This window comes from Kribbella sp. C-35 (assembly GCF_046549195.1).
Lineage (GTDB): Bacteria > Actinomycetota > Actinomycetes > Propionibacteriales > Kribbellaceae > Kribbella.
This window is the reverse complement of record NZ_JAJPWG010000001.1, coordinates 1,353,743-1,378,584: the sequence shown is the minus strand read 5'-3', so window position 1 is coordinate 1,378,584 and position 24,842 is coordinate 1,353,743. Positions and strand designations below refer to the sequence as shown.

24 protein-coding genes are annotated in these 24,842 nt (G+C 68.9%); 12 read left to right on the top strand and 12 right to left on the bottom strand.

All coding sequences use genetic code 11. The features are described from left to right. The first annotated feature begins 1 nt into the window (after window position 1). From ACLJOO_RS07065 to ACLJOO_RS07045, 5 genes are all read left to right on the top strand, one after another. Window positions 2–1,588 (top strand): cytochrome c biogenesis protein ResB, encoded by a 1,587-nt coding sequence (locus ACLJOO_RS07065; RefSeq protein WP_410785990.1) that lies wholly within the window; start codon window positions 2–4, stop codon window positions 1,586–1,588. Continuing rightward, window positions 1,585–2,580, top strand: coding sequence for a c-type cytochrome biogenesis protein CcsB (gene ccsB, locus ACLJOO_RS07060; RefSeq protein ID WP_410785989.1), 996 nt, complete (start codon window positions 1,585–1,587; stop codon window positions 2,578–2,580). Before ACLJOO_RS07065 ends, ccsB begins: the two co-directional genes overlap by 4 nt. A gap of 1 nt (window position 2,581) precedes the next feature. Continuing rightward, on the top strand, window positions 2,582–2,833 hold the full coding sequence (locus tag ACLJOO_RS07055; RefSeq protein WP_131286723.1) for a DUF4229 domain-containing protein: 252 nt from the start codon (window positions 2,582–2,584) through the stop codon (window positions 2,831–2,833). A gap of 179 nt (window positions 2,834–3,012) precedes the next feature. Continuing rightward, window positions 3,013–3,615, top strand: coding sequence for a TetR-like C-terminal domain-containing protein (locus ACLJOO_RS07050; protein WP_410785988.1), 603 nt, complete (start codon window positions 3,013–3,015; stop codon window positions 3,613–3,615). Window positions 3,616–3,675: 60 nt separating this feature from the next. Then, window positions 3,676–5,235, top strand: a complete 1,560-nt coding sequence (locus ACLJOO_RS07045; protein WP_410785987.1) for an MFS transporter — start codon at window positions 3,676–3,678, stop codon at window positions 5,233–5,235. A 60-nt stretch (window positions 5,236–5,295) separates the two neighbouring features. Here the strand turns inward: ACLJOO_RS07045 and ACLJOO_RS07040 are convergent, their stop codons facing one another. From ACLJOO_RS07040 to ACLJOO_RS07025, 4 genes are read right to left on the bottom strand one after another with little or no spacing between them, the layout of a single operon-like run. Beyond that, window positions 5,296–5,778, bottom strand: coding sequence for a GNAT family N-acetyltransferase (locus ACLJOO_RS07040; RefSeq protein ID WP_410785986.1), 483 nt, complete (start codon window positions 5,776–5,778; stop codon window positions 5,296–5,298). A gap of 37 nt (window positions 5,779–5,815) precedes the next feature. Beyond that, window positions 5,816–6,835 (bottom strand): M48 family metallopeptidase, encoded by a 1,020-nt coding sequence (locus ACLJOO_RS07035; protein ID WP_410785985.1) that lies wholly within the window; start codon window positions 6,833–6,835, stop codon window positions 5,816–5,818. 34 nt (window positions 6,836–6,869) lie between these two features. After that, entirely contained in the window at window positions 6,870–7,178 is a 309-nt protein-coding gene (locus tag ACLJOO_RS07030; RefSeq protein ID WP_410785984.1) for a hypothetical protein, read from the bottom strand. Next, on the bottom strand, window positions 7,175–7,516 hold the full coding sequence (locus tag ACLJOO_RS07025) for a hypothetical protein (protein ID WP_410785983.1): 342 nt from the start codon (window positions 7,514–7,516) through the stop codon (window positions 7,175–7,177). Before ACLJOO_RS07025 ends, ACLJOO_RS07030 begins: the two co-directional genes overlap by 4 nt. 81 nt (window positions 7,517–7,597) lie before the next feature. Between ACLJOO_RS07025 and ACLJOO_RS07020 the strand changes: the two genes are divergently transcribed. Further along, window positions 7,598–8,707 (top strand): PLP-dependent cysteine synthase family protein, encoded by a 1,110-nt coding sequence (locus tag ACLJOO_RS07020; protein ID WP_410785982.1) that lies wholly within the window; start codon window positions 7,598–7,600, stop codon window positions 8,705–8,707. 4 nt (window positions 8,708–8,711) lie between these two features. On the opposite strand, the gene ACLJOO_RS07015 is transcribed toward ACLJOO_RS07020, so the two are convergent. Further along, window positions 8,712–9,584 carry a 1,4-dihydroxy-2-naphthoate polyprenyltransferase gene (locus ACLJOO_RS07015; RefSeq protein WP_410785981.1) on the bottom strand — a complete coding sequence of 291 codons (873 nt, stop codon included), beginning with the start codon at window positions 9,582–9,584 and terminating at the stop codon, window positions 8,712–8,714. A gap of 93 nt (window positions 9,585–9,677) precedes the next feature. On the opposite strand from ACLJOO_RS07015, the gene menE reads away from it, so the two are divergent. From menE to menD, 3 genes are read left to right on the top strand one after another with little or no spacing between them, the layout of a single operon-like run. After that, the gene (gene menE / locus ACLJOO_RS07010) at window positions 9,678–10,769 is read left to right on the top strand and encodes an o-succinylbenzoate--CoA ligase (RefSeq protein WP_410785980.1); all 1,092 of its coding nucleotides are present in this window, start codon (window positions 9,678–9,680) and stop codon (window positions 10,767–10,769) included. Beyond that, complete coding sequence (locus tag ACLJOO_RS07005) at window positions 10,766–11,692, top strand: o-succinylbenzoate synthase (protein WP_410785979.1); 927 nt, start codon at window positions 10,766–10,768, stop codon at window positions 11,690–11,692. The genes menE and ACLJOO_RS07005 overlap by 4 nt, the downstream gene beginning before the upstream one ends. After that, the gene (gene menD, locus ACLJOO_RS07000) at window positions 11,689–13,329 is read left to right on the top strand and encodes a 2-succinyl-5-enolpyruvyl-6-hydroxy-3-cyclohexene-1-carboxylic-acid synthase (RefSeq protein WP_410785978.1); all 1,641 of its coding nucleotides are present in this window, start codon (window positions 11,689–11,691) and stop codon (window positions 13,327–13,329) included. The genes ACLJOO_RS07005 and menD overlap by 4 nt, the downstream gene beginning before the upstream one ends. On the opposite strand, the gene mptB is transcribed toward menD, so the two are convergent. The 4 genes from mptB to ACLJOO_RS06980 form a co-directional block, all read right to left on the bottom strand. Continuing rightward, window positions 13,316–14,719, bottom strand: a complete 1,404-nt coding sequence (mptB, locus tag ACLJOO_RS06995; protein ID WP_410785977.1) for a polyprenol phosphomannose-dependent alpha 1,6 mannosyltransferase MptB — start codon at window positions 14,717–14,719, stop codon at window positions 13,316–13,318. The genes menD and mptB overlap by 14 nt on opposite strands. 40 nt (window positions 14,720–14,759) lie before the next feature. Continuing rightward, complete coding sequence (locus ACLJOO_RS06990) at window positions 14,760–15,524, bottom strand: ABC transporter permease (RefSeq protein WP_410785976.1); 765 nt, start codon at window positions 15,522–15,524, stop codon at window positions 14,760–14,762. Beyond that, the gene (locus tag ACLJOO_RS06985; protein ID WP_410785975.1) at window positions 15,521–16,510 is read right to left on the bottom strand and encodes an ATP-binding cassette domain-containing protein; all 990 of its coding nucleotides are present in this window, start codon (window positions 16,508–16,510) and stop codon (window positions 15,521–15,523) included. The genes ACLJOO_RS06990 and ACLJOO_RS06985 overlap by 4 nt, the downstream gene beginning before the upstream one ends. Before the next feature lie 62 nt (window positions 16,511–16,572). Continuing rightward, window positions 16,573–16,917, bottom strand: coding sequence for a hypothetical protein (locus ACLJOO_RS06980; protein ID WP_410785974.1), 345 nt, complete (start codon window positions 16,915–16,917; stop codon window positions 16,573–16,575). Window positions 16,918–17,089: 172 nt separating this feature from the next. On the opposite strand from ACLJOO_RS06980, the gene ACLJOO_RS06975 reads away from it, so the two are divergent. Next, window positions 17,090–21,358: a BTAD domain-containing putative transcriptional regulator gene (locus ACLJOO_RS06975; RefSeq protein ID WP_410785973.1), complete on the top strand. Its 4,269-nt coding sequence runs from the start codon at window positions 17,090–17,092 to the stop codon at window positions 21,356–21,358. A 35-nt stretch (window positions 21,359–21,393) separates the two neighbouring features. Here the strand turns inward: ACLJOO_RS06975 and ACLJOO_RS06970 are convergent, their stop codons facing one another. After that, complete coding sequence (locus ACLJOO_RS06970) at window positions 21,394–22,023, bottom strand: PadR family transcriptional regulator (RefSeq protein ID WP_410785972.1); 630 nt, start codon at window positions 22,021–22,023, stop codon at window positions 21,394–21,396. Window positions 22,024–22,079: 56 nt separating this feature from the next. Between ACLJOO_RS06970 and ACLJOO_RS06965 the strand changes: the two genes are divergently transcribed. Both ACLJOO_RS06965 and ACLJOO_RS06960 read left to right on the top strand, forming a co-directional pair. Beyond that, entirely contained in the window at window positions 22,080–22,907 is an 828-nt protein-coding gene (locus ACLJOO_RS06965) for a GNAT family N-acetyltransferase (RefSeq protein WP_410785971.1), read from the top strand. Then, window positions 22,904–23,029, top strand: a complete 126-nt coding sequence (locus ACLJOO_RS06960) for a hypothetical protein (protein ID WP_410785970.1) — start codon at window positions 22,904–22,906, stop codon at window positions 23,027–23,029. The genes ACLJOO_RS06965 and ACLJOO_RS06960 overlap by 4 nt, the downstream gene beginning before the upstream one ends. On the opposite strand, the gene ACLJOO_RS06955 is transcribed toward ACLJOO_RS06960, so the two are convergent. Both ACLJOO_RS06955 and ACLJOO_RS06950 read right to left on the bottom strand, forming a co-directional pair. Beyond that, the gene (locus ACLJOO_RS06955; RefSeq protein ID WP_410785969.1) at window positions 23,022–23,669 is read right to left on the bottom strand and encodes a DNA-binding response regulator; all 648 of its coding nucleotides are present in this window, start codon (window positions 23,667–23,669) and stop codon (window positions 23,022–23,024) included. The two genes, ACLJOO_RS06960 and ACLJOO_RS06955, sit on opposite strands and share 8 nt — an antisense overlap. After that, window positions 23,648–24,823 carry a sensor histidine kinase gene (locus ACLJOO_RS06950; RefSeq protein ID WP_410785968.1) on the bottom strand — a complete coding sequence of 392 codons (1,176 nt, stop codon included), beginning with the start codon at window positions 24,821–24,823 and terminating at the stop codon, window positions 23,648–23,650. Before ACLJOO_RS06950 ends, ACLJOO_RS06955 begins: the two co-directional genes overlap by 22 nt. Between the last annotated feature and the right edge of the window lie 19 nt (window positions 24,824–24,842).

The following is a 24,842-nucleotide window of genomic DNA, read 5'->3' as shown; positions in this document are numbered from 1 at the left end:
GATGACTGAGATCAAGGACCGGATCGCCGCGGCGTCGGGCCCGGAAGAGCCGTCCGGACCGCCGGCGCTCGGCCTGGTCGGCTGGCTGCGCTGGACCTGGCGGCAGTTGACGTCGATGAAGACCGCGCTGGTGCTGCTGTTCCTGCTGGCGCTCGGCGCGGTGCCGGGATCGCTCGTCCCGCAGACGCCGATCGACCCGATCAAGGTCTCGGACTTCCTCGAGGCGCACAAGACGCTCGGCCCGCTGTACGACAAGCTCGGGCTGTTCGACGTCTACAAGTCCGCGTGGTTCTCGGCGATCTACCTGTTGCTGTTCATCTCGCTGATCGGCTGCGTCGTACCGCGGCTCTCTGTCTATGTGAAGGGTTTGCGGGCCAGGCCGCCGAAGCCGCCGCGGAACCTGAACCGGCTGCCCGGGTACCAGCGCTTCGAGATCGACGAGGCCGGCGACGTCCTCGAGGTCGCGACCCGCGAGCTGCGGAAACGCCGCTTCCGGGTGCAGCCGTACGACGGCGCGGTCGGCGCGGAGCGTGGATACCTGCGCGAGGCGGGCAACCTGCTCTTCCACTTCTCGCTGATCCTGGCGCTGGTCGGGGTCGCCTGGGGTTCGCTGTTCGGCTACCGCGGCAGCGTGCTGGTTGTCGTGGGCAACGGTTTCTCCAACTCCGTCGCGCAGTACGACGACTTCACGCCGGGCCGCGCGTTCAGCGGTGACGACGACCTGCCGCCGTTCTCGCTGACCGTCAAGGACTTCGAGGTGAAGTTCCAGGAGGACGGTCCGCAGAAGGGCGCGGCGCGCGAGTTCAAGGCCCAGCTGGATTACCAGGAGACGCCGGACGCGCCGGAGAAGTCGTACCAGCTCGAGGTCAACCACCCGCTGAAGCTCGACGGGAGTTCGGTCTACCTGCTGGGGCATGGGTACGCGCCACGGGTCACCGTTCGCGACGGCCAAGGAAATGTAGCGTTTTCCGGGCCGGCCCCCTTCCTGCCGCAGGACAGCAACTTCGCATCGTTCGGCGTGATCAAGGCGCCGGACGCGCGACCGATGACGCTCGGGTTCGAGGGCTTCTTCCTGCCGACCTCGTACATCGGTCCGAACGGGCCCGTGTCGGTGTTCCCCGACGACCTGAACCCGGAGCTGGTGATGACCGGGTACTACGGCCGGCCGCAGCCGGAGACCGGGAAGCCGGAGTCGGTGTACCAGCTGGACAAGTCGAAGCTGACGCAGTTCCAGCAGAACGACGACAAGTGGCGGCTCCAGCTCGCGCCGGGGCAGAGCGCCCAGCTGCCGGACAAGGCCGGGTCGATCACGTTCGACGGCTACAGCCGGTGGGTGAAGCTGCAGATCAGCCACACTCCGGGGACCGGCCTTGCGCTGGCGGGCATCTCGCTGGCGATCCTCGGCCTGATGGGTTCACTGTTCGTGCATCCGCGCCGTACCTGGGTGCGGGTCCGCGAAGAGGACGGGCGTACCGTTGTCGAGGTCGCCGGTCTGGACCGCGGCCCCGAGCGCGGCCTCGGCGACGAGATCCAGGCGATTACCAAGAGTTTGAAACCCGCCAGCTCGAGCACCCAGGAGCAGCCATGAGCCCGGAGACCTACGCACAAGTCTCCAACCTGCTGATCCCGACTGCCACGGTGATCTACGCCCTCGCGATGGTTTCCCACGCGATGGAGTGGGCCCTCGGCCGGGCGGCGGTCGCGAAGACGGTCGCGGTGAAGGAGGAGGTGCTGGTCGCCTCTGACGGCGCAGCGGTCTCCGGCGGCGTTGGCGACGTACCTGACGCTCCTGCTGTTGAGGAGCCGGCGTCGAGTGAGCGGCTTGATGCGGCCAGCCGGATCGGGCTGCTGCTGACCTGGTTGGGCTTCGTGCTCCACGTGGGCGGTGTGGTCACGCGTGGGCTCGCGGCCGAGCGGGTGCCGTGGGGGAACATGTACGAGTTCTCCATCACGGCGTCGCTCGCGGTCGCGATCGTGTACCTGATCTTCGTGCGGCGCTACAAGCTGCAGTACCTCGGGCTCGGCGTGACGTTCGTGATCGCCGCCGTCCTCGGTCTGGCGGCGCTGGCGCTGTACACGCCGGCCGGTCCGCTGGTTCCGGCGCTGCACTCGTACTGGCTGGTGATCCACGTGTCCGCGGCCGCGATCTCCGGTGGTGCGTTCACCGTCGGCGGCCTGGTCTCGGTGCTGTACCTGGTCAAGGCCCGCGCTGAGCGCCGCGTGCTGGCCGGCGGCACGATGTCCGCATCGCTGCGCCGCCTTCCGAGCGCCGAGGCGATGGACGGTACGGCGTACAAGGTGCTGGCGTTCGCGTTCCCGCTGTGGACGTTCGGCGTCCTGGTGGCCGGGCCGATCTGGGCCGAGCACGCCTGGGGCCGGTACTGGGGCTGGGACCCCAAGGAGGTCTGGTCGCTGGTGACCTGGGTGGTGTACGCCGCCTACCTGCACGCCCGCGCGACCGCGGGCTGGCGAGGCCGCCGGGCCGCGACGATCGCGATCGTCGGCTGGTTCGTCTTCATCTTCAACTTCGTCGGGGTGAACCTGTTGGTCTCCGGCCTGCACTCCTACGCCGGGGTCTGACATGAAGGAGTTCGGGATCTACACCGGCCTGCGGGCGGCGCTGTTCGCCGTCTGCCTGGCGGTGCTGTGGTTCGCGCTGCGCACCTGGCTGTCGATCTGGCCGATCGCGCTGCTGGCCCTGATCGTCTCGTCGATCCTGTCGATCTTCGTCCTCCGCGCCGCCCGCGACCGCCTGGCCGGCAAGATCGAGACCCGCGCCACGAAGATCTCCACCCGCCTCGAGCAGGCCCGCTCCGCCGAGGACGACGACTAAAGGCGAGCCCCGCCTGTCAACGCCGTACCAGTGATCCACTGGTACGGAGAGTGATCTATGCCACGAGCGAATTTCGGGCAAAACCATTTGTGCACTCCTTCACATGAGTCGTACCGTGGTGGATGAAACGAAACCGTTTCGTTCTATCGGTGTTCTCTTAGCTACTCAGGGTGATGATCGTGGAGGCAGCAGGCGTGCGGCAGCGGCCGCGGGTCGAAGGCGGGCGTGAGGAGGAGATCCTCGACGCGACCGTGGCGGTGGTGGCCGAGCTCGGCTACGACCGGCTGACCATGGACGCGGTGGCGACGGCGGCGAAGGCCAGCAAGGCCACGCTGTACCGGCGCTGGTCCACCAAGGCCGAGTTGGTCGTGGACGCGATCAGCCGGGCGAAGGGCTGCCCGATGCCGGAGGACGTCGACACCGGCAGCCTCCGCGGCGACCTGATCTCGATGTCCTGCGGCGACGGCGGTTTCACCGACGAGATGCCGATGTCGGTGATCGCCGGCCTGATCACCGCCCTGCACCGCGACGCCGACCTGCAGAAGGCGTTCCGCGAGCGGTTCCTGGCGCCGCGGCTGCAGCTGACCCACCAGGTGTTCGCACGGGCCGTCGAGCGCGGTGAGATCGCGCCGGACGTGGACGTCGAGCTGCTCTCGACGACGCTGCCCGCGGTCATCGTGCACCACGCGTACGTCCTCGGCATCGGGCCGACGGACGACCTGATTCTTCGAGTGATCGACAACGTGATCCTGCCTGCGGCGCGGGGGTCGCAGGTGAGCTGACCGGTGAGGGGCCGGTCCGCGATTCAACCAGGCAAGTCTGCCCAAGAGGGGAAACATTCCATGTCCGAAGAAGTCATCAACGCCGATCCGCCGGAGGGACGGCCGGTCGACGCTGAGACCGCGGCCGGCGCACACGGCCATCGCAACCTCGGGATCGCGCTCGCGCTGATCTGCATGGCGCAGCTGATGGTGGTGCTGGACGGCACCATCGTGAACATCGCGCTGCCGCACATCAAGAACGAGCTGGGCTTCAGCGACGCGTCGCTGCCGTGGGTGGTCAACGCCTACGCGCTGGCGTTCGGCGGTCTGCTGCTGCTCGGCGGCCGGATCGGCGACATCGTCGGCCGCCGCAAGGTGTTCGTGTTCGGCGTCATCCTGTTCGGTCTGGCGTCGTTCGTCGGCGGTATCGCGCAGAGCGAGGGCGTGCTGCTGGCCAGCCGGATCCTGCAGGGCATCGCGGCCGCGGCCGCCTCGCCGAACGCACTGGCACTGATCACCACGACCTTCCCGGCCGGCAAGGAGCGCAACCGCGCGATGGGCGTGTACGCCGCGATGTCGGGCGCCGGTGCCGCGATCGGCCTGATCCTCGGTGGCGCGCTGACCGAGGCCGACTGGCGCTGGACGTTCTTCATCAACACGCCGATCGGTCTGCTGGTGGCCGTTCTCGCGTTCCGGTTCCTGGGTGAGTCGGAGCGGCAGACCGGCAAGTTCGACCTGCCGGGTGCGATCACCGGAACCCTCGGTCTGACCTCGCTGGTCTACGGTCTGACGCACGCCGCCACCGACGGCTGGGGCGACACCTGGACGCTGATCTTCATCCTCGGCGGCCTGGCGCTGATCGGGCTGTTCCTGACGATCGAGGCCCGCTCGCGGCACGCGCTGATGCCGTTCCGGATCCTCGCGAACCGGACCCGCGGCGTGAGCTTCTTCGTGATGCTCATCGTCGGCGCGGCGATGTTCTCGATGTTCTACTTCCTGGGCATCTTCGTGCAGAGCATCATGGGCTACAGCGCGATCAAGACCGGTCTGTCGTTCCTGCCGTTCAGCTTCGGCATCGTGGTCGCCGCGCAGGTCGCGTCGACGCTGGTGGCGCGGGTCGACCCGCGCTGGATCTCCGGCGCCGGTGGCGTCTTCGTCGCGGCCGGCATGTTCGGGTTCAGCCGCCTCCAGGTCGACTCGTCGTACCTGACCGACCTGCTGCCGTACATCCTGGTGCTGTCGTTCGGTATGGGCCTGATCTTCGTCCCGCTCACGCTGACAGCGGTCAGCGGGGTCGCGAACGAGGACTCCGGCGTCGGTTCCGCCGTACTGAACACAGTGCAGCAGATCGGTGGTGCGATCGGCCTGGCGCTGCTGGGCACGATCTCCACCAGCGCGATCAAGGACAAGTTCGCCGAGCTGGCCCCGGGCCTGCAGCAGGCGGCCGCGTCCGGGCAGTCACCGGAGCAGGTCAAGCAGTTGCAGGGGCAGTTCACGGCGCTCGCCACGACGCACGGGTTCACCCGGGCGTTCATCTGGTCGGCGTTCCTGGCGCTCGGTGCGGCCCTGATCACGCTGGTCGGCCTGTCGATCAAGCACAAGGACCTGGCCAACGACGGCCAGCCCGTCCACATGGGCTGATCACACCGGTACGCGAAGGGCCCGCTTCCCGGGAGGGGGGAAGCGGGCCTTTCGTTTTGTCTACAGGGGTTTGCGCATCACGAGTTCGCGACGTACGCCGTCCGGCATCAGGTCGCCGAGCTCGTCGATGTCGACGTACCCGTGGCGCAGGTAGAGGTTGTGCGCCGGATCGTTGCCTGGGACAACTGACAGCTTCACAGAGCGGGCGCCGATGCCGCGGGCCCAGTCTTCGATCGCGGTCATCAGCGCGTTGCCGACGCCCTTGCCGCGGCCGGCCGGCGCGACCCACATCGAGACGAGCTCGGCCGTCTCCGGTTCTTCGCCGGGGAAGCCTCCCGCCATACCGGCCGGCGTACCGGCGATCGAGGCGATCACCTGGTAGGCGCCGGTTACGGAGAGGCGCTCGCGCCAGCGTTCCTCGGGAGCGTCGATCCAGTCCGCGAGCTGCGAACCGAACGCGAACGGCGCTTCCGCGAGTGCGGCGAGACGCAGCTCGCTCCAGGCTTTCCAGTCGTCCGGGCCGATTGCTTGTACGTCGGTCACGCGCACAGGATCGCAGTCGGCCCGGACTCCCGACCAGTCAGTTTCGGGGCGGGAACTTCGAGGAGACCCAGTCGCGGACGCCGCCGAGGCCGTCGCCGAGGTCGCGGAGGAACTTGGCCAGCGGGTCCTGCGAGCGGTTGAACGCGTCGGTGTACGACTTGGCGGCGTTCTTCGCCTCCTGCGAGATCGACGCGTCGCCGTCGTCCTGACGCTTCGGGTACTCACCGGAGACGATCGTCGTGTACTCGCCCTCGTCGACCCAGCGGCGCAGCTCGTGCGCCCGGATCACGGCCAGCGGGTGCGACTGCGCCTCGAGCAGCAGCAGCTTGAGCACGCTGTCGCGCAGGTCGCCGGCGCTCTCGTACTCCGTGCCTTGCGCAAGGAACGCGGTCGTGTCGAGTTCGTTGAGCTGACCGCCGCTGGCGAGCTTCATCTGGACGCGCAGCGCGACCGCCGGGTCCTGGACCGCGAGCAGACCGGCCCGGTCACCAGACAGCTCCGCCTTGCGGGACCACTCGTGCAGGGCGGCGATGATCGCCCGCAGCCCGAGTGCGCCGATCGGCAGCCAGCCGATGGCGCCGGTGAGGCGCATCAGCCACAGCAGGAGCGACTGGTACAGCGCGTGACCGCTCTGCGCGTGACCGAGCTCGTGCCCGAGGACGAACCGCAGCTCCTCCTCGTCCAGGCCCTGGAGCAGGGCGCTGTTCACCACGATGAACGGCTTGTCCATGCCGATCGTGACCGCGTTCCAGATCGGGCTGTTGGTGACGTACAGCTCGGGAAGCTGGCGGACGTCGAGCGTCGAGGCCGCCTCGGTGTAGAGCCGGTGCACGGTCGGGAACTGCCGCTCGTCGACCCGGATCGCCGAGCCGAGGTACTGCAGCCGGAACGCGCGCTCGTTGATCAGTCCCGACATCTTCCGCAGGACGTAGTCGAACCCCTTCAGCTGCCGCAGCGCCACCAGCGCACCGCGGTCCGCGGGGTGTTCCCACGCTCGCGAGCTGATATCGGTCAACGTCACCCGCTGCCGCGTCGGCCGATCACTGTTCTCGGTCATCGTTCCCCCTGCCCGGTCGTCATGGGTTCCCAACCTAGCTCGCATTCGGGGTCGGGCGCGGGTTGAGCGCTACAGCGAGCAACAACGTGGGGATCCAGCCGATCGGTACGGCGAACCAGCCGACGTGGGCTCCGGCCACTGCGGTCGTTGCGACGGAGAGCGCCGTACCGCCGAGCCAGTAGCCGAGGGCGTTCGCGGCCTTTCTCAGGGTGCCGCGACGGTAGCCGACCCAGGCGAGCGTGAGGGTGGCCGGCAGGGCAAGGATGATCGACCCGAACGTGAGGATCGCGAGGAGCAGCGCGATGTCGGCGGGCGTGAACTCGACGGCGCCGAGCGGGATCATCGGGGCCACCCGGCGTACGGCATCGGCTGGGGCTGGGCGGGTGCGGGCCGCCGGATCCGGTCCCGCTGGGCGTGGGGCATGAGGAACCAGGTGAGCAGCCAGAGCAGCCCCCAGTCGAGGACGGCCGCGCACCAGAAGATGTCCAGGAGCATGCAGGCAGTGATGATCGCGGTCGACAGCAGGGTGCTCCACGCCCAGTACCAGAGCCCGTTCCAGTAGCGGTGGCGGCTGCCCCGTAGGTAGCCGACCACCGCGAGCGGGCCACTCACCGGGACCGCGGCGCCCAACGCCACGGCCGCGAACATGAGCGCGACGAACCAGTCAGGGAAATCGATCATGGACCGATCCTCGCTGCCGGGGCGGGTGGTTGCTGAGCGTAGGAATACTCAAATCGGGCTCGACGTCCTAGCCTGGCCCGCATGAGTGAGGTTTGTCGTGAGGTCGATCGCCGGGACGAGAAGGCGCGTGCCTGGGTGTCCGAGGCGATCCGGATCGTGGACGCCGACGCGAACCGGAGCGCGGACACGCATCTGCACGTGTTCCCGATGCCGGAGGGTTCCGGTGTGGACCTGTACCTCAAGGACGAGTCCGTGCACCCCACCGGCTCGCTCAAGCACCGGCTCGCCCGGTCCCTGTTCCTGTACGCCCTGTGCAACGGCTGGATCCACGAAGGCACCACGGTCATCGAGGCGTCCAGTGGCTCCACCGCGGTCAGCGAGGCGTACTTCGCCCGCCTGCTCGGCCTCCCGTTCGTCGCGGTCATGCCGGCCTCGACGAGCCCCGAGAAGGTCGAGCTGATCGAGTTCTACGGCGGCAGCTGCCACTTCGTCGAACGCTCCGGCCAGATCTACGGCGAGGCCAAGCGCCTGGCCGACGAGACCGGCGGCCACTACATGGACCAGTTCACGTACGCCGAACGCGCGACGGACTGGCGTGGCAACAACAACATCGCCGAGTCGATCTTCGGTCAACTCTCGCTGGAGCAGCATCCGATCCCGACCTGGGTCGTGGTCGGTGCCGGGACCGGCGGTACGTCGGCCACGATCGGGCGCTATGTCCGCTACCAGCGGTACGACACGTCGGTCGCCGTGGTGGACCCGGAGAACTCGGCGTTCTTCCCGGCCTTCGAAGCGGGCGACCACGAGTTCTCCACCGGCCGCCCGTCCCGCATCGAAGGCATCGGCCGCCCGCGCGTCGAGCCGTCGTTCGTGCTCGGCGTCGTCGACCGGATGATCTCGGTCCCCGACGCCGCCTCGATCGCCGCGATGCGCTTCTGCTCCCGCGTCACCGGCCGCCTCGTCGGCGGCTCCACCGGCACCAACCTCTGGGGCTCACTACGCCTGGCCGCCGAAATGCGCCGTACGGGCGCCCGCGGCAGCATCGTCACCCTCCTCTGCGACAGCGGCGAACGCTACGGCAACACCTACTACGACGACGCCTGGCTGCGCACCAGCGGCATCGACATCACCCCCTACACCACCACCCTCGAGTCCTTCGCCACCACCGGCCACTGGACCGAACCCGAGTAGCCGCTCAGCGGCCCAGCGCTAGCCCCACGCCGAGGCCGATGGCGCAGAGGAGTTCGGTGAGGCCGGTGAACTTCAGCACTGGGATGAGGGCGGGGCCGACTGCGTCGCTGAGGATGATTCGGGTGGACTTTACGGCCAGCGGGAGGGCGATGAAGGCCAGGAGGGTCCACGGGGTGGCGATGACCGAGACGGCCGCGAGGATGAAGGCCAGCGCGATCAGAGCGGCGTAGAGCCGGCGGGAGCGCGCGGCGCCGAGGACTACGGCGAGGGTGCGCTTGCCGGTGACCGAGTCGGTGGGGATGTCGCGGAGGTTGTTGGCGACCAGGAGAGCGCAGGCGATCGCGCCGACCGAGACAGCGCCGGCGATGGCCGACCAGTGCAGCGTTTCCGCTTGGGCGTACGTCGTACCGAGGACGGCGACCAGGCCGAAGAAGAGGAACACGCTGACCTCACCGAGCGCCCGGTAGCCGTACGGCTTCTTGCCGCCGGTGTAGAACCAGGCGCCGAGCAGCGACGCGGCCCCGGCGACGAGGAGCCACCACGTGGTCGTTGCGCACAGCACGATGCCCAGCGCGGCGCCGATGCCGAAGCAGGTGAAGGCGGCGGTCTTGACTGCCCGCGGCGTGGCGACCTTGGAGCCGACCAGGCGGAGCGGGCCGACGCGGTTCTCGTCGGTGCCGCGGATGCCGTCGCTGTAGTCGTTGGCGTAGTTGACGCCGATCTGCAGGGCCAGCGCGACGCCGAGGGCGAGCAGCGCCTTCCACCAGACGAAGCCGTCCAGGTACGCGGCCGCGCCGGTTCCGACGAGAACGGGCGAGATCGCGGCAGGCAGGGTCCGGGGGCGGGCGCCTTCGATCCACTGGGCAGGGGTAGCCATGAGCGTCGATTCTGTCAGCCAGGCGGCCGACCGGTGCAGGCGGGCCGGGGTCCGCGCCGGGTCCGGAGCTCGAGCCGTACGCTCGTCAGTGTCATGTCTACCTTGCGCCTGGTTCCCGGTACGCCGGATGCGGTGCTGTCCGCGTTGAGCGGCGTACTCGACGGCAGCGGTACGCCGTTTGCGCCGGTGCCGAGCGACCCGGCCGCAGCCGCACGGGTTCACGACGCGGCCAAGCCGGACGAGCCGGTCGAGGACGGCTGTGCGGTGGTGCTGACCACCTCCGGGTCATCCGGCGAGCCGAAGGGCGTACTCCTGTCGCGGGAGGCGCTGATCGCGTCCGCGACCGCCACCCACGACCGGCTCGGCGGGCCCGGGCAGTGGTTGCTCCCGATGAAGCCGTACTTCGTGGGCGGCCTGCAGATCCTCACCCGTTCGCTGGTCGCAGGCACGACGCCTGTGCTGCTCGGCGACAGCTTCACGGCGGCGGCGCGCCAATTGACCGGTGTACGGCGGTACACAGCGATGGTGCCGACGCAGCTGGCCCGCTATCTGGAGACGGATCTGGAGGCGCTGCGGTCGTTCGACGCGATCATCATCGGCGGGGCGTCCACACCCGAGCCGTTGAAGGTCAAGGCCGCGGAGGCCGGCGTCGACGCGATCCCGGCGTACGGAATGACCGAGACCGGCAGCGGCTGTGTGTACGCCGGGGTGCCGCTGGACGGTACGTCGATCGACCTGGACGACGGTCGCATCCTCATCAAGGGGAGCACGCTCTTCGATGGGTACCGGTTGCGGCCGGAGCTCACCGCCGAGGTGCTGCAGGACGGGTGGTTCCGTACGCAGGATCGCGGCGAGCTGGTGGACGGGCGGCTGCGCGTGATCGGTCGCGTGGACGATGTGGTGATCTCCGGCGGAGTGAACGTCACGCTGACGACGGTGCAGGCGCGGCTGCTCGAGCATCCGCAGGTGAAGGATGCTGTGGTGCTCGGGAGTCCGGACGCCGAGTGGGGGACACGTGTGGTCGCGTTCGTGGTAGGTGAGCCGGGGCGGGACGAGTTGCGGGACTGGGTCAGCCAAACGTTGCCGCGGACATGGGCCCCGAAGGACGTCGTACAGCTGCAGGCGTTGCCGATGCTTGCTTCGGGCAAGGTGGACCGGCAGCGGTTGCTGGAGGGCGTGCGGTGATCGCCTACTCGATCGGCCTCAAGAACAAGTTCCGTGGCATCACAGTGCGCGAGGGGATGCTGTACGAAGGCCCTGCGGGCTGGGCGGAGTGGAGCCCGTTCCTGGACTACGACGACGCGGCCTGTGTGTCCTGGCTGCGGGCGGCGCGGGAGGCGGCCGAGGACGGCTGGCCGGCACCGGTCCGCGACCGCGTGCCGGTCAACTGCACAGTGCCCGCCATTGGACCCGAGCGAGCTGCGGAGATCGTCAGAGCGTCCGGCTGCAGTACGGCGAAGGTGAAGGTGGCTGAGCCGGGTCAGACGCTCGCTGACGACCTGGAGCGCGTCGAAGCGGTACGGGACGCGATCGGTAGCGGGCAGGTGCGCATCGACGCCAACGGGCTGTGGTCGGTAGACCAGGCCGTGCAGAACCTGAAGGAACTAAGACGGTTCGAGCTGGAGTACGTCGAGCAGCCCTGCGCCACCGTGGAGGAGTTGGCGGACCTCAGGCGGCGTACCGACGTACCTGTTGCCGCTGACGAGTCGATCCGCCGGGCCGAGGACCCGCTGCGGGTCAGGAAGCTCGACGCCGCGGACATCGCCGTACTGAAGGTGCAGCCGATCGGAGGCGTCCGTGCGTGCCTGGAGATCGCTGAGCAGATCGGACTGCCCGTAGTGGTCTCGTCTGCACTGGAGACCTCAGTAGGCATTGCTGCCGGCGTCGCACTCGCCGCTGCGCTTCCGGAACTGCCCTACGCCTGCGGTCTGGCCACAGTCTCGATGTTCACCCAAGAGGTGGTCGCCGACCCGCTGCTGCCCACCAACGGGTTCCTGCCGGTACGACGCGTCGTACCGGATCCCCAGCTGCTGGAGGCCGCACGTGCGGACGCGGACCGGACCAAGGTGTGGGAAGAACGCCTGTCCCGAGTAAGGAGTGCCGGATGAACCCGTCCACGGCCTTTGCGACTGTGGTGGTCGACGAACTGATCCGCTGCGGTGTGCGCGAGGCCGTGGTGTCGCCCGGCTCCCGCAGCGCCCCACTGGCCCTGGCACTCGCAGCCGCCGACCGCGAGGGTCGGCTGAGACTGCATGTGCGGATCGACGAGCGTACGGCGGGATTCCTGGCCATCGGCCTGATGCGAGGCAGTGGCCTACCAGTACCCGTGGTGACCACGTCAGGTACTGCGGTAGCGAACCTGCACCCCGCTGTCCTCGAGGCGTCGCACAGCGGGCTCCCGCTGATCGTGCTGAGCGCAGACCGGCCACCTGCTCTGAGAGGCAGCGGTGCGAACCAGACGACCGACCAGATCAAGGTGTTCGGCTCTGCGGTCCGCCTGTTCCACGAGATGGGTACGCCGGTCCGTGAGATCGGTCAGGTCGCGTACTGGCGCTCACAGGTCGCGAGAGCGGTGGCTACGGCAGTAGGTGCCCGCACCGCCGACCCGGGGCCAGTGCAGCTCAACTGTCCGTTCTCGGAGCCGCTGATCCCAACAGACGGACCAGAGTGGCCTGAGCCGCTGAGCGGACGCAGCACTGGCCCATGGACCTCCATTCACGCAGCAGCGGGCCGTCCGGCCGCTGTGTCGCCCGGACCGAAGACGGTGGTCGTCGCGGGCGATGGTGCTTCGCAGTCCGCGCGGTTGGCGGCGGAGGCCGGGCAGTGGCCGTTGTTCGCGGAGCCGTCGAGCCGGGCGCGGACCGGTCCGTCGGTGATCTCGGCGTACCGGTTGTTGCTGCAGGCAAGCACGTTGGCGGACGAGATCGAGCGCGTGCTGGTCTACGGCCACCCGACGTTGTCGCGGCCGATCTCGAAGCTGTTGGCGCGGCCCGACGTCGAGGTGATCGTGGTCGCACCGACCGGGCTGTGGCCGGACCCGGCGCGCCGCGCCAAGTCCGTGGTGACGGCGCTCGAGGTCACCGCGCCGGACTCCACCGACTGGCTGGCGCGCTGGCAGGACGCCGACCAGCTGGCCCGTCCCGAGATCGACAAGGTCCTCGCGGACGGCCTCAGCGGACCGCGCGTCGCAGCCCTCGTCGGCGAGGCGGTCGGCGCCGACGGCATGCTGGTGGTCGCCTCCTCGAACCCGATCCGCGACCTCGACCTCGCCCCGATCGTCCCGATCCGCACGATCGCGAACCGCGGCCTGGCCGGTATCGACGGCACGATCTCGACCGCGATCGGCGCCGCCCTCGCGAACGCCGGCCCGACGCACGCGCTGATCGGCGATCTCGCCTTCCTGCACGACAGCAACGGGCTCGTCGTCGGGCCGGACGAGGCCCGCCCCGACCTGCGGATCGTGGTCGTGAACGACAACGGCGGTGGGATCTTCTCCACACTGGAGCAAGGCGACCCGACCCATGCGACGCACTTCGAGCGCGTCTTCGGTACGCCGCACAACGTGGACCTCGGCGCACTGTGTGCGGCCAGCGGTACGGCGTACACGCTGGTGCAGACCGTCGACGAGTTGCGGGCCGCGCTGACGCCCACGGTCGCCGGCCTGGACGTGATCGAGGTGCGGATCTCCCGGGACGCTCACCGGCCGATCGGCGCGGCGCTGGTCGCCGCGCTCAAGCAGCTGTAACTGGGACCTTTCGCGCGGGTTGCAACGTCCGGAGATGGCTGAGCAGCGGCACTGCCATCGCGATGACCAGCGCGGTCGTCGTGAGAATCGGAATCGTCGCGCCGCGCAACGACGAGTTGAGGGGCGCGGCGATCGTGAAGATCAGGCTGACCGCGGTGATGATCGTGGTCAGCCGCCGTCCGGGGCGTGCGACGGCCAGGAACGGCAGGCACCAGAGGAAGTACCAGTCGTGCGCGCTCGGCCCGAGTACGACGACCGCGAGCAGTGCGACACCGACAGCCCTTGCCGCGTAGTGGATCGACGACCGGAGACTCAGCCACGCGATCAGAGCGAGTGCGGCGACCATGCCGACCAGACGGACGATCTGCAGCGCCTGTGCGGCCGCAGTGTCCTCTCCTAGCCAGCCCAGTACGCCAGACGCCGCCATACCGATCAGGTTGGCGATGGAGAAGGGGGAGCGGACCAGGCCGGGTACGTCGAGCGCACCGAGCCACCCGGAACCCACACCGGTCAGCGCACCGATGGTGACGAGTGTGAGCACCGACACCGCGCCCGCAATCACCAGACTCGCGAACCGCAGCACCCGCCCAGCCAGTGGGCTCATCACAGCAGCGATGGCGATCACCACCAGTCCACCCGGGAGCTTCACTGCGGCCGCGACACCGGCCACGACTGCCGCCGTACCCCAGCGACCAGTCAGTGCCAGAGCGAACGCGCTGCAGGCCAGCCCGAGCATCAGTACGTCGTTGTGGGCCGCGCCGATGCCGTGGGTGATCAGCATGGGGTTCAGTACGACGAGCCAGGTGGCGAAAGCCGGGTCGACGCGACATGCGGTCGCCAAGCGCGGTACGGCCCAGGCGATGAGGACGATGCCGAGCACGGCGAGGAGGCGGTGCGCCAGCATCAGCACGTACGGGTCCATGGTGAGGTGGGCGACCAGACCGCCGTACGCGAGCGGCAGGGGACCGTACGGCGCAGGTGTCTGCATCCACATCGGGTCGACGGCCTCGATGATGTGGCCGGACAGTACGCCGGGACCCACGTCGTACGGGTTGTAGCCCTCGGCGACCAGTGCGCCCTGGGCCGCATAGCTCCAGGCGTCGCGGCTGAACAGAGGCGGGACCAGGAGGAGCGGTGCGCTCCAGCATGCCGTCATACGAAGCAGTGGGAGGCGCTCGCCCGCCATGACGCGTCTGCCCACGGTCAGCCAGGCCCAGGCCATCAGCCCGAGCCCGGCGACCATGAACGTCAACCCGACCATCCGGCCGGTCAAGGAGTGCCGCAGCGGGATGGAGGCGACCCAAGAGGACGCAGGTACTACCGACGTCACCAGGCTCGCCAGCGCGACTACGACAGAGCCGACGACCCCACGGACCATCGGCGAGCGCATGGCCGGACCGTAGCCCGGCCATGCAACTGATCGATGAACATCAAGCGGATTCCTTGCGGAAGGTTCTTGCGCCGACAGCCAGTCCGATGACGGTCAGCAGGACCACCCAGAACAGGCCCCAGAGCGACGACGAGCTGCTGATGTCGCCGCGGAACAGGGCGCGGACGCCGTTCACCACGTGCTTGAGCGGGCTGATGTCGGACAGCCGCTGCAGCCACGTCGGACCGATCTGCATCGGCAGCAGGATGCCGGAGAGCAGCAGGAGCGGCATGGCGATGCCGTTCAGCAGCGGTGCCAGTGCGTCCTCGCTCTTGGTGATGAGCGCGACGGAGTACGACAGGGAGGCGAACGTGGCGCCGAGCAACGCGACGATCACCAGCGAGAGCAGTACGCCGGCCCACGGGGCACGCAGGCCGAGTGGCAGTGCCGCGAGGAGCAGGAGGACCGACTGCACCACGAGTACGACGACATCCCGCAGTACTCGCCCTGCCATCAGCGCGATGCGGGAGGCCGGGGTGACGCGGTCGGCCTCGATCACGCCGGCCCGGTACTCGGCGATCAGGCCGAAGCCGACGAACATCGCGCCGAACATGCCGAGCTGCACGATCAGGCCGGGAATGAAGACCTGGTAGGCGTTCGTGGTGGCGCCCTGGCTGATCTGGGCAGTGATCGGCTTCAGCAACGGGCCGAACAGGAACAGGTACATCAGCGGCTGGCTGAGCATCAGGATCGACCACATCGGGTTCCGCAGCGACAGCCGCATCTGGCGATGGAAAACGATCCAGGTTTCACGCAACACGGTCACGCCGCGCTCTCCTTCTTCTCTTCGGTTCCGGTGGTGTCCTCGTCGCGGAGGGAGCGGCCGGTCATGGTCAGGAACACGTCGTCGAGCGTCGGCCGGTGGACCTCGACGCCGTGCAGCTCGATGCCCTGGGCATCGATCGAGCGGAGCAGCGCGGGCAGCACCGAACCCCCGCGGGGGATCCGGAAACCGACCACGGCGTCCTCGGTCTCGACGTCGACCGCACCCTCGAGCTCGCGGACGATCTTCATCACCGCCGGCGCCTGCGAGGTGTCCGCGATACTCAGCCGGACGGCGTCCCCGGAGACCTGCTGCTTCAGGTTCTCCGGCGTACCGGAGGCGACGATCTTGCCGTGGTCGATGACCAGGATCCGGTCGCAGAGCGCGTCCGCCTCGTCCAGGTAGTGCGTGGTCAGGAAGATCGTCGCGCCGCGGTCGCGGAGGCCGCGGATGTGCTCCCAGAGGTTGGCGCGCGCCTGCGGGTCGAGGCCCGTGGTCGGCTCGTCCAGGAAGATCAGCTTCGGGTCGTGGATCAGGCCCATCACGATGTCGAGGCGCCGGCGCTGCCCGCCGGAGAGCGTCTTGCACTGGCGGCGCCAGAGGCCCGGGAGGTCGAGCTCCTCGAACAGCCGCTGCCCTTCCGCGATCGCCTTTGCCTTCGGTACGCCGTACAGCCGGGCGTGATCGACGACCTCGTCGCCCGCGATCGCCTCGGGCAGGGTGGATCCGCTCTGCGGGACGTACCCGATGCGGCGGCGGACTCCCACCGGGTCCTTCGCGAGATCGCATCCGGCGACCGTCGCGGTCCCCGACGTCGGCTGGATCAGCGTCGCCAGCATCCGCATCGTCGTGGTCTTACCGGCCCCGTTCGGCCCCAGAAAGCCGACGATCTCCCCGTCGGCCACATCAAGGTCTACTCCCTGTACCGCCTGTACAGGTCCCCGCTTCGTCTTGAACGTCCGCACCAGCCCGCGAGCTTCGATCATCATGCGGGCCAGTGTGACTAATCAACTTTGACTAGTCAATCTTGATTAACGCGGGGAAAGTTTGTTCAGGTCGAGTGCACTGCCGAACGGTCGCGGCGGCGTTGTACGCCGAGCGTGATGCCGAGTCCGGCACCTCCGAGGGCGATGCCGCCGAGTGCGCCGAGCGCTACCGAGCTGGTGTTGAGTGCGCCTGACGCTGGTTCTGTGATGCCCGGCTCCGGTGGCCCGGGAAGCTGCTCCGGGACCGACCAGGTGGGTTCCGGCGGCACATCGGCGTTGGCCGGCGTGGCCGCCGTGAACAGGGTCAGGCAGGCGACGCCGGTGCAGATCGTCAGGCCAGACAGTGCCTTCGTGACGGTGCTCCGATGCTTCCAGCTGCCGGACGGTGAAGTGGTGGCGTGGGTGGACATTATTTGTCCCTTGGTTCGCGTCCGGCGGGACTCGCCTCTGTCGGTGGATCCGGGTGCGCCTGACGGTCGGTGATCTGGTTGTCGCACCGCGCGGTATCACGGCGGCAAGGACCGGTATCGCGGTGGTATCGCGGCCATTGACGGGCGGTACGGTCGGGTCGACAGTCGAGATGTGGGTATTGCCGTTCTCGGCCCGCTCACGATCGAGGGGGAACAGAAGATCCTCGGACGACGTGACCGCGTCGTGCTCGCAGCTCTGGCCGTGCACCCAGGAGACGTGGTCGACGCCGAGGCACTGGCCGACGTCTTGTGGGGCGAGCAGGTGCCGCCGTCGTCAGCCAAGATCGTGCAGGGCTGCGTAGTCAGGCTCCGCAAGCTCCTCGGCAGCAACGCGATCGAGACCTCGGCGCTGGGTTACCGGTTGGCCGTGCCCCTCGAAGAGATCGACGCTCAGCGTTTCGAGCGCGCCGTCGGCCGTGCTCGTGAGCTGCTGACGGCTGACGACGCCGAGCGGGCGGCCCTCGTGCTGGCCGACGCATTGACGCTGTGGCGGGGTCGACCGCTGGCGGAGCTCGACGCCTGGGATCGGGCGCGAAGCGAAGCGGCGCGGCTAACCGAAATGCGGCACGCCGCCGAGGAGCTGTACGTCGAGTCCGCCCTGCGGGCAGGACAGCATGACAGGGTGCTGGCCAAGGCACAGGCGCTGGTGGTCGAAGCGCCGTTGCGGGAGCGCCGATGGGCGCTGCTCGCCACGGCGCAGTACCAGTCCGGTCGGCAGGGTGAGGCGCTGCAGACCCTGCGCCGGCTCCGCACGGTCCTGGACCGTGAGCTTGGCGTGGACTCCAACTCGGACATCGACGCGCTGGAGCAGGCGATCCTGCGTCAGGATCCGTCGCTGGTCGTCGACAGCGCGTTGCCGGAGCCAAACCCGGAGTGTCCGTATTTAGGTCTGAGGTCGTACGACGTGGACGACGCGGACGGGTTCTTCGGTCGGGACACCGACGTCGCGGCCTGTCTGCGGAAGCTCGCCGACGCGTCGGTGCTGGTGGTGGTAGGCCCATCTGGGTGCGGCAAGTCGTCGGTGATCCGGGCCGGCATCGCGGCCACGCTGCGTCGGGACGGCAAGCAGGTAGTAGTGATGACACCGGGGGCGCACCCAGTCGCGGCGCTCGCCGAGGTGGTGCCCGGCACTGGGACGGCGCCGGTGCTGGTGGTGGATCAGTGCGAGGAGGCATTCTCTCTGTGCCAGGACGCTTCCGAGCGTCAGGCGTTCCTGGCGGCGCTGAGCGCGCACGTGGGCCTCGCGCCGCTCATCGTGTCCTTCCGCGCGGACCTGATGGCCGACGTCTCGTCCCACCCGAGCTTCGCGCGCGTCGTGGCCGACGGGATGTACGTGCTGGCGGCCATGACCGAGGCGGGCCTGCGGGCCGCGATCGAGGAACCGGCCCGGCTGGCGTCGCTGACGGTGGAGCCGGGACTCGTCGACCTGCTCGTCAGCGACGTGGCCGACCAGCCCGGCGCGCTGCCGCTGATGTCGCATTCCCTGGCCGAGTGCTGGCAGCGCCGCGAGGGCCGCACCCTCACGGTGGCCGGCTACCGCGCCACGGGCGGGATCCGCGGCGCGGTCGCGCAATCTGCGGAGCAGGTCTACGAGCGAGTCACCGCGGACCAGCGCACGGTCCTGCGGGACCTGCTGCTCCGCCTGGTGACACCTGGCCCGGACGGCGAACCGGTCCGCAGCCGCCTCCCGCGCCGTCTGGTCGTCACCGGTCGGGACAACGACGCGATGGTCGACCTGCTGGTTGCCTCCCGCCTGGTGACCAGCGACGACGGCATGGTCGAGCTCGCCCACGAGTCGCTGGCCCGGGCCTGGCCCCGGCTGCGTGCCTGGCTCGACGACGACCTCGAAGGGCAGCGGATCCTGCATCACCTGACGCTCGCCGCCGACTCCTGGGACAGCCTCGACCGGCCGGACAGCGAGCTGTACCGCGGCGTACGCCTCGCCGAGGCTCTCGACTGGCAGGAGCGTGCGACGCCTATGCTGACTGCGACCGAGGACGATTTCCTTGCCGAGGGCAAGCGGTTGTCCGAGGCCGAGCTCCGCAGCGCCGAGGACCAGGCCCGGCTTCAGCTGCGCGTCAACCGCCGCCTCCGAACCGCCCTGAGCACAGCGGCCGTGCTCCTCGTCGGCGCAATTATCGCGGGCTTGGTAGCGGTGCAACAGGCCGAACACGCGGACAGGCAGGCTGACACCGCCCGGCAGGTGGCCGAGGCGGCGGATGCCAGACGCGTCGGTGCCGGGGCACAGCTGTCCGACGAGATCAGCTTGTCGCTTCTGCTGGCCATCGCAGGCGTCCGCCTGGACGATTCGCCGGACACCCGGGCGAGCCTGGAGGCCATTCTCGACGCCCACCCGCGGCTGGTGCGGTCCGCGCCCGGCGCTCACGGCGAGACCGAGGGGGCCACCGTCAGTCCCGATGGTCGCTGGATCGCTGTGTCCGACAACAGGACCCAGCTGCATCTCTTCGAAGCGAGTACCGGCCGGCTGCTGCGCAGCTACTCGGCTGGCCCTGCCCCCGCCCGAGGCTATGACTCGTTCGTCGCTGCAGATTTCAGTCCCGACGGCACGTACCTGGCCGTCGGGCCGTACTCCGCAACGAGTGATCCGGTTCGGCTGCTCGATCCTCGGACGATGAAGACGGCCGACCTCGAACTGGGCCCTGCGCGCGCGTTCCCGGGATCGAAGGCGACGCGATTCAAGGTCATCTCGGTGCGCTTCAGTGCGGACGGCAGCCACCTCGCAGCAACTGTCCAGGAGGATCATCCGAACGATCAGCCGCTGATCGAGGTTCCCGGCTTCGCGCTGGTGTGGGACTTCCGGTCGCCGACCACCCCACCGGTCGCCTTCTCACTCGGCAAGGGCTTTCAGAACCTGGAGTTGAGCCCAGAGGGGCGCATTCTGTACACGGGCTGGCCGGTGACGGCCTATGACGCGGCGACGGGCGAGATACGCTGGCGGCTATCGAACGTCTGGAGTTACTCGGTTTTCGACCTGCGCCCGGACGGGAAGCTGCTCGTGGGGGAGTTCCACGACTTCGGCCAGAACAACACCATGTCCGTCGTCGACGCGCGGACCGGGCGGGAAGTTACCCGGCTTCGGGGGCACAGAGAGCAGCCGCGGGCAGGTCGCTTCTCCAGTGACGGAAGGCTGTTCGCGTCGGTGTCGCACGACGGCGAGGCGATCGTGTGGGACACCGCGACCTGGAAGCCCAGGGAGCGCTGGAAGACCCTCGAACAGTCATGGAGCGCGACCTTCAGCCCGGACGGCCACCTCCTCTACACCGGCGGCGATGACGGGATGCTGCGCGCCTGGGACCTGTCCGCCCAGGACACTCTGCTTCGGAGAACCGGCACAGCGGGAGCGGGTGGGGTTTTCGCGCATGCCGACGTGTCGCCCGATGGCAGACGGGTGGCGTATCGGTGGCTCGTCGGAGAGGAAGGATGGATCCGATTCGTAGACACAATCACTGGCGCATCGACCCGCCCGCAGCGCCTGCCGGTCCGCGAAGGCGAGGAGTCGCCTGGCGCATGGAGTTCCGACGGCCGGCGTTACGCGAGCTTTGCGGGTTGCAATGGCGAGTGTACCGGCGGTGCGGTCAGCGAGCTCGACACCGCCACCGGCAGGATCCTCAGAGAGCAAGGCATCGTCGCCGGCGAGATCTTTGCTCTGGCCTACGTCGACAGGGACGCAAGCCTCCTCGCCGGTGATTCCGACGGCAAGCTCACTCTGATCGACGCCGGGACCCTGCGCCCCAGAGGAGAGCCTTACGACCTGACGGCAGGCTGCTGCCTTGCCGCGTCCCAGGACGGTCGGACAGCGCTGCTCGTCCAACAGACCGCGAATGGAGCGTCAGAACACTGGCGGGTCGCCGATGTGTCCACAGGACAGGTCCGGACCGAGGGAGACCTGGATTTCCGCGCGTACGACGCGGACTTCTCGCCCGACGGCGGCACGGTCGCGGCCACCGGGCAGAGCGGCGAGCTCGTCACGATCGACCTGACGACCGGGAAACTGAGGTCGAGCTCGACCGGGTTAGGTGCCGAAGGCCGTCACGTGCGCTATTCCGACGACGGCTCCCGGCTGGTCACCGGTGCGCTCGACGGCGGAGTCAGCCTGTGGGACGCCAGGACCCTCCAACTGCTCGGTACGGTGCATGCGATCCATGACGGCGAACCGGTCGCCGCGGCGGTGGACTTCGTCGAGGGCACCAACGACGTCATGGTCGCCTCACACGACGGCCAGATCTTCCGATGGGACACCAACCAGAACCGTGCGATCGGGCTTGCCTGCCAGATGGCCGGCCGAAACCTGACCACCGAGGAGTGGTCGCAGTTCCTACCCACTCAGCCGTTCCGGAAGGTCTGCCCGCAGTTCCCGTAGCGCACGCCGGGAGCGTGGGAAACACGCCGTGAGTGTTACTCAGTTGGCGGGTCGGGGATTTCGCCCCAGTGGGTGACCATGCCGGGGTAGGGCTCCCAGTCGGCGGTTTCGCCGGCGAACGCGTACGCGCCGGCGCGGATCCGGTCGAGGAACTCGCGGGTCCACCGGAGCTCGCCGCTGTCGCGGGCGTTGGTGATCCGGAACATCTCGACCACGTGGTTCGGGGTGGCCGGGTCCTCGAGGATGTGCCGTTCGGAGTACGGCCCGGCCTTCAGCCAGGACTCCAGCTGGCTGATCCGGGCCTCCAGCGCGGCGATCACCTCGTCGCGGCGCAGCGACCACATGAAGCTGATCGTGGCCTGCATCTTGTCGGGGTGGAACCCGTCGACGGTCCACAGCATGCCGCGCAGCAGCGAGAAGTACTCCGTCTCGCCGTCCGCGGTCAGCTTGTACGACGTACGCCCGGGCCGATGCGCGCCGTCCTGCTCGAGTTCCTGCAGGTACCCGTGCTTGGCCAGTGTGCGCAGCCCCGTGTAGATCGAGCCGGGGTTGACGTTCGCCCAGGCCTCCACGTTCCACGTCAGCAACTCACGCCGCAGCTGGTACCCGTACGCCGGCTGGAAGATCCGCACGACCCCGAGCAGCAACAACCGCGTGGTGGACATGCTCGCAGTGTAAATCCGGGCGACCTGTCCGGTGCCGCAGGCGTACGCTCCGGGGCATGGATGTCCGTGTGACGAGCGATCCACAGGCCTTCGAGCAGACCGTGTTTCCTTTCCTGCAACAGGATCCGGTGCTGAACAACCTGGTCATGACCGTCGTCCACGAGCGGGCGACCGGCCGGATGACCGACACCGAGCCGTCGTACTACGTCTCCGTGCACGACCCGGACGTGGTCGGAGTCGCGATGCGCACCGCGGGGCGGTACGTCTACCTCGGCGCGCTGCGCGAGGACCTCGCGGAGCCGGTCGCCGACGCGTTGGCCGACGTACTGCCGGAGGTCCCCGGCGTCGCGGGAGATCGACCTGTGGTGACCAGGTTCGGCGAGCGGTGGTGTGAGCACCGTGGCGGCCGGGCGACGGTGGTACGCGGCACCCGGTTGCACAAGCTGATCGAGCTCACGTCGCTCGAAGCCGACGCCGGCGGTCCGCGGCGGATGACTGCGGACGAGGTCGACCTGGTCGCCGCCTGGGGCAAGGACGGGTTTGCGGAAGAGCTGACCATCGGACACCGCGAGTGGGCCGAGCGGCACCTGGAGCACGAGAGCATGCTGATCTGGGAGGTCGACGGCGAGCCGGTCAGCATGGTCGGCTTCCACCAGCCGGTCTTCGGCGTCAGCCGGGTCGGTCCGGTCTATACACCTCCGGAGCGGCGCAGACATGGGTACGCCGGCGCGCTGACGAGTCACGTGACGGCGATGATCATTGCCGACGGCAACCAGGCCTGCCTGTTCACCAACCTGGCGAACCCGACGTCCAACAAGATCTACTACGAGGCGGGCTACCGCCCGGTGGCCGACTTCGTCGAGGCGGAGTTCACCGCGGGATGACTTCGCTTGATCCGGTCCGGCACGTCGTGCTGCTCGAGGAGCTGGACGCCGGGGAGGGGGAGGTCGCCGAACGGTTCGCGCGGGCTTCGAGACCGTCGCCGACCTGCGGCGGTTTCAGTTGATCCAGCCGTGAGTGCGGGCGAGTTGGACTGATTCGTGACGGTTTGCGGTGCCGAGTTTGGCGGCGGCCGAGGACAGGTAGTTGCGGACGGTGCCCGGGGACAGGGAGGCGCGGCGGGCGACCTGTTCGACGGGGGCGCCGTCGGCGGCGTGTTCGAGGACCTCGACCTCGCGCGCGGTGAGCGGGTTGTCGCCCGCGCTGATCGCCTCGGCGGCGAGTTCCGGGTCGACGTACCGGCCGCCGTTGTGGATCGTGCGGATGACGTCGGCGAGGACCCCGGCCGAGACCGTCTTCGGGACGAAACCGCGGACGCCGGCGGCCAACGCCTGTTTCAGATGCCCGGGCCGGCCGTGGCCGGTGACGATCAGGCAGGCGCAGTCGGGCAGGTCCTTCCGGAGCGCCTCGACCACGCCGATCCCGCCGACGCCGGTCGCAGGTGGTGGGAGTCCGGGCATCTGAAGGTCGAGGACCGCGACGTCGGGCCGATGTCGTCGAGCCATCGCGAGCGCTTCGTCCGCGGAGGCGGCCTGGGCGACGACGTCGAGGTCGTCTTCGAGCGAGAGCAGCGCGGCGAGCGCCGTACGGATGAGGTTCTCGTCGTCGGCGAGCAGGAGCCGGATCATCGGGCCGCCGGCAGCCACGCCGCCAGGACGAACTGCCCCGGCGGCTCCTCGGCAGTCAGCGTCCCGCCCACCTCCGCGAGCCGCTCACGCAGACCAGTCAGCCCAGCCCCACCGGACGCGCGTGACGAGTTCACGCCGTCATTCTGCACGCGCAGGATCGACGCGTCCGGCGTGACCTCCAGCTCGATCTTGCAGGTGGTGGCGTTGCTGTGGCGGATGACGTTGGTGGTGGCTTCGCGGACCACCCAGCCGAGCGCTACCTGGGTCGCGGGCGGCAGCCCTGAGCCGTCGCCGACCACCCGGCAACTGATCCCCGCCGACCGCAGGACCGACTGTGCGCCCGCCAGCTCCGAGTCGAGGCCGGTACTGCGGTACCCGCCGACCACAGCCCGCAGCTCGCGGAGCGATTCGTGCGCGATCCGCCGTACCTCGAGCATCTGTTCGGCGGCATGCTCGTCGCCACGCGTCGCGAGGGCCGCGGCCAGTTCGCTCTGCACCGCTACCAGCGACAGGTTCCGGCCGAGGGTGTCGTGGAGATCGCGCGCGAAGCGCAGACGTTCCTCGGCGATCGCGAGTTGCGCGGCGACTGCTCGGGAGCGGTCGATCTCCCAGCCGAGACCGAGCGTCCAGACTGACACGCGGTAGGTGACGGCGATGAGACCGACCAAGTAGACATACAAGCCCCCCGCCTGCACCGCACCGGTCAGGCCGGCCACCACAATCCCGCCGGCCAGCACGACACCGAGCAGCGCGCCGATACGGAACAGCGGCGCAACAGCCAGCGTGAGAAATCCGCTCAGCAGCATGAACACGGCCTGAGCGGTGTCCGAGTCGCCGGAGAACCAGGCGAACCTCGGGAATGCCAGGTCCCCGGCCAGTACGCCGATGACCGTGAGCCCCACCGCGACCGCCAGGAGACGAATACTCGGACGCGGCCCGCCGAGATAGGCGCCGATGCCGGCCCGGAGCACGCTGACCGCGGCCGCGGTGTGCGCGAGGCACACGAGGATGAAGACCGCTGCTCCTACGGCCCGGACTTGCTGCTCGCCGATGACGAACAGCACGGCGACGAGCGGCTCAGCGCCCGCGAGCCCGTACAGCGGCCAGCGGAGGCTGACGTCGAAGCGCTCGGCTCGGCTCCGCTCACCCCACCAACGCCGGACAGACACCATGGGAGTCAGACTGTCACGT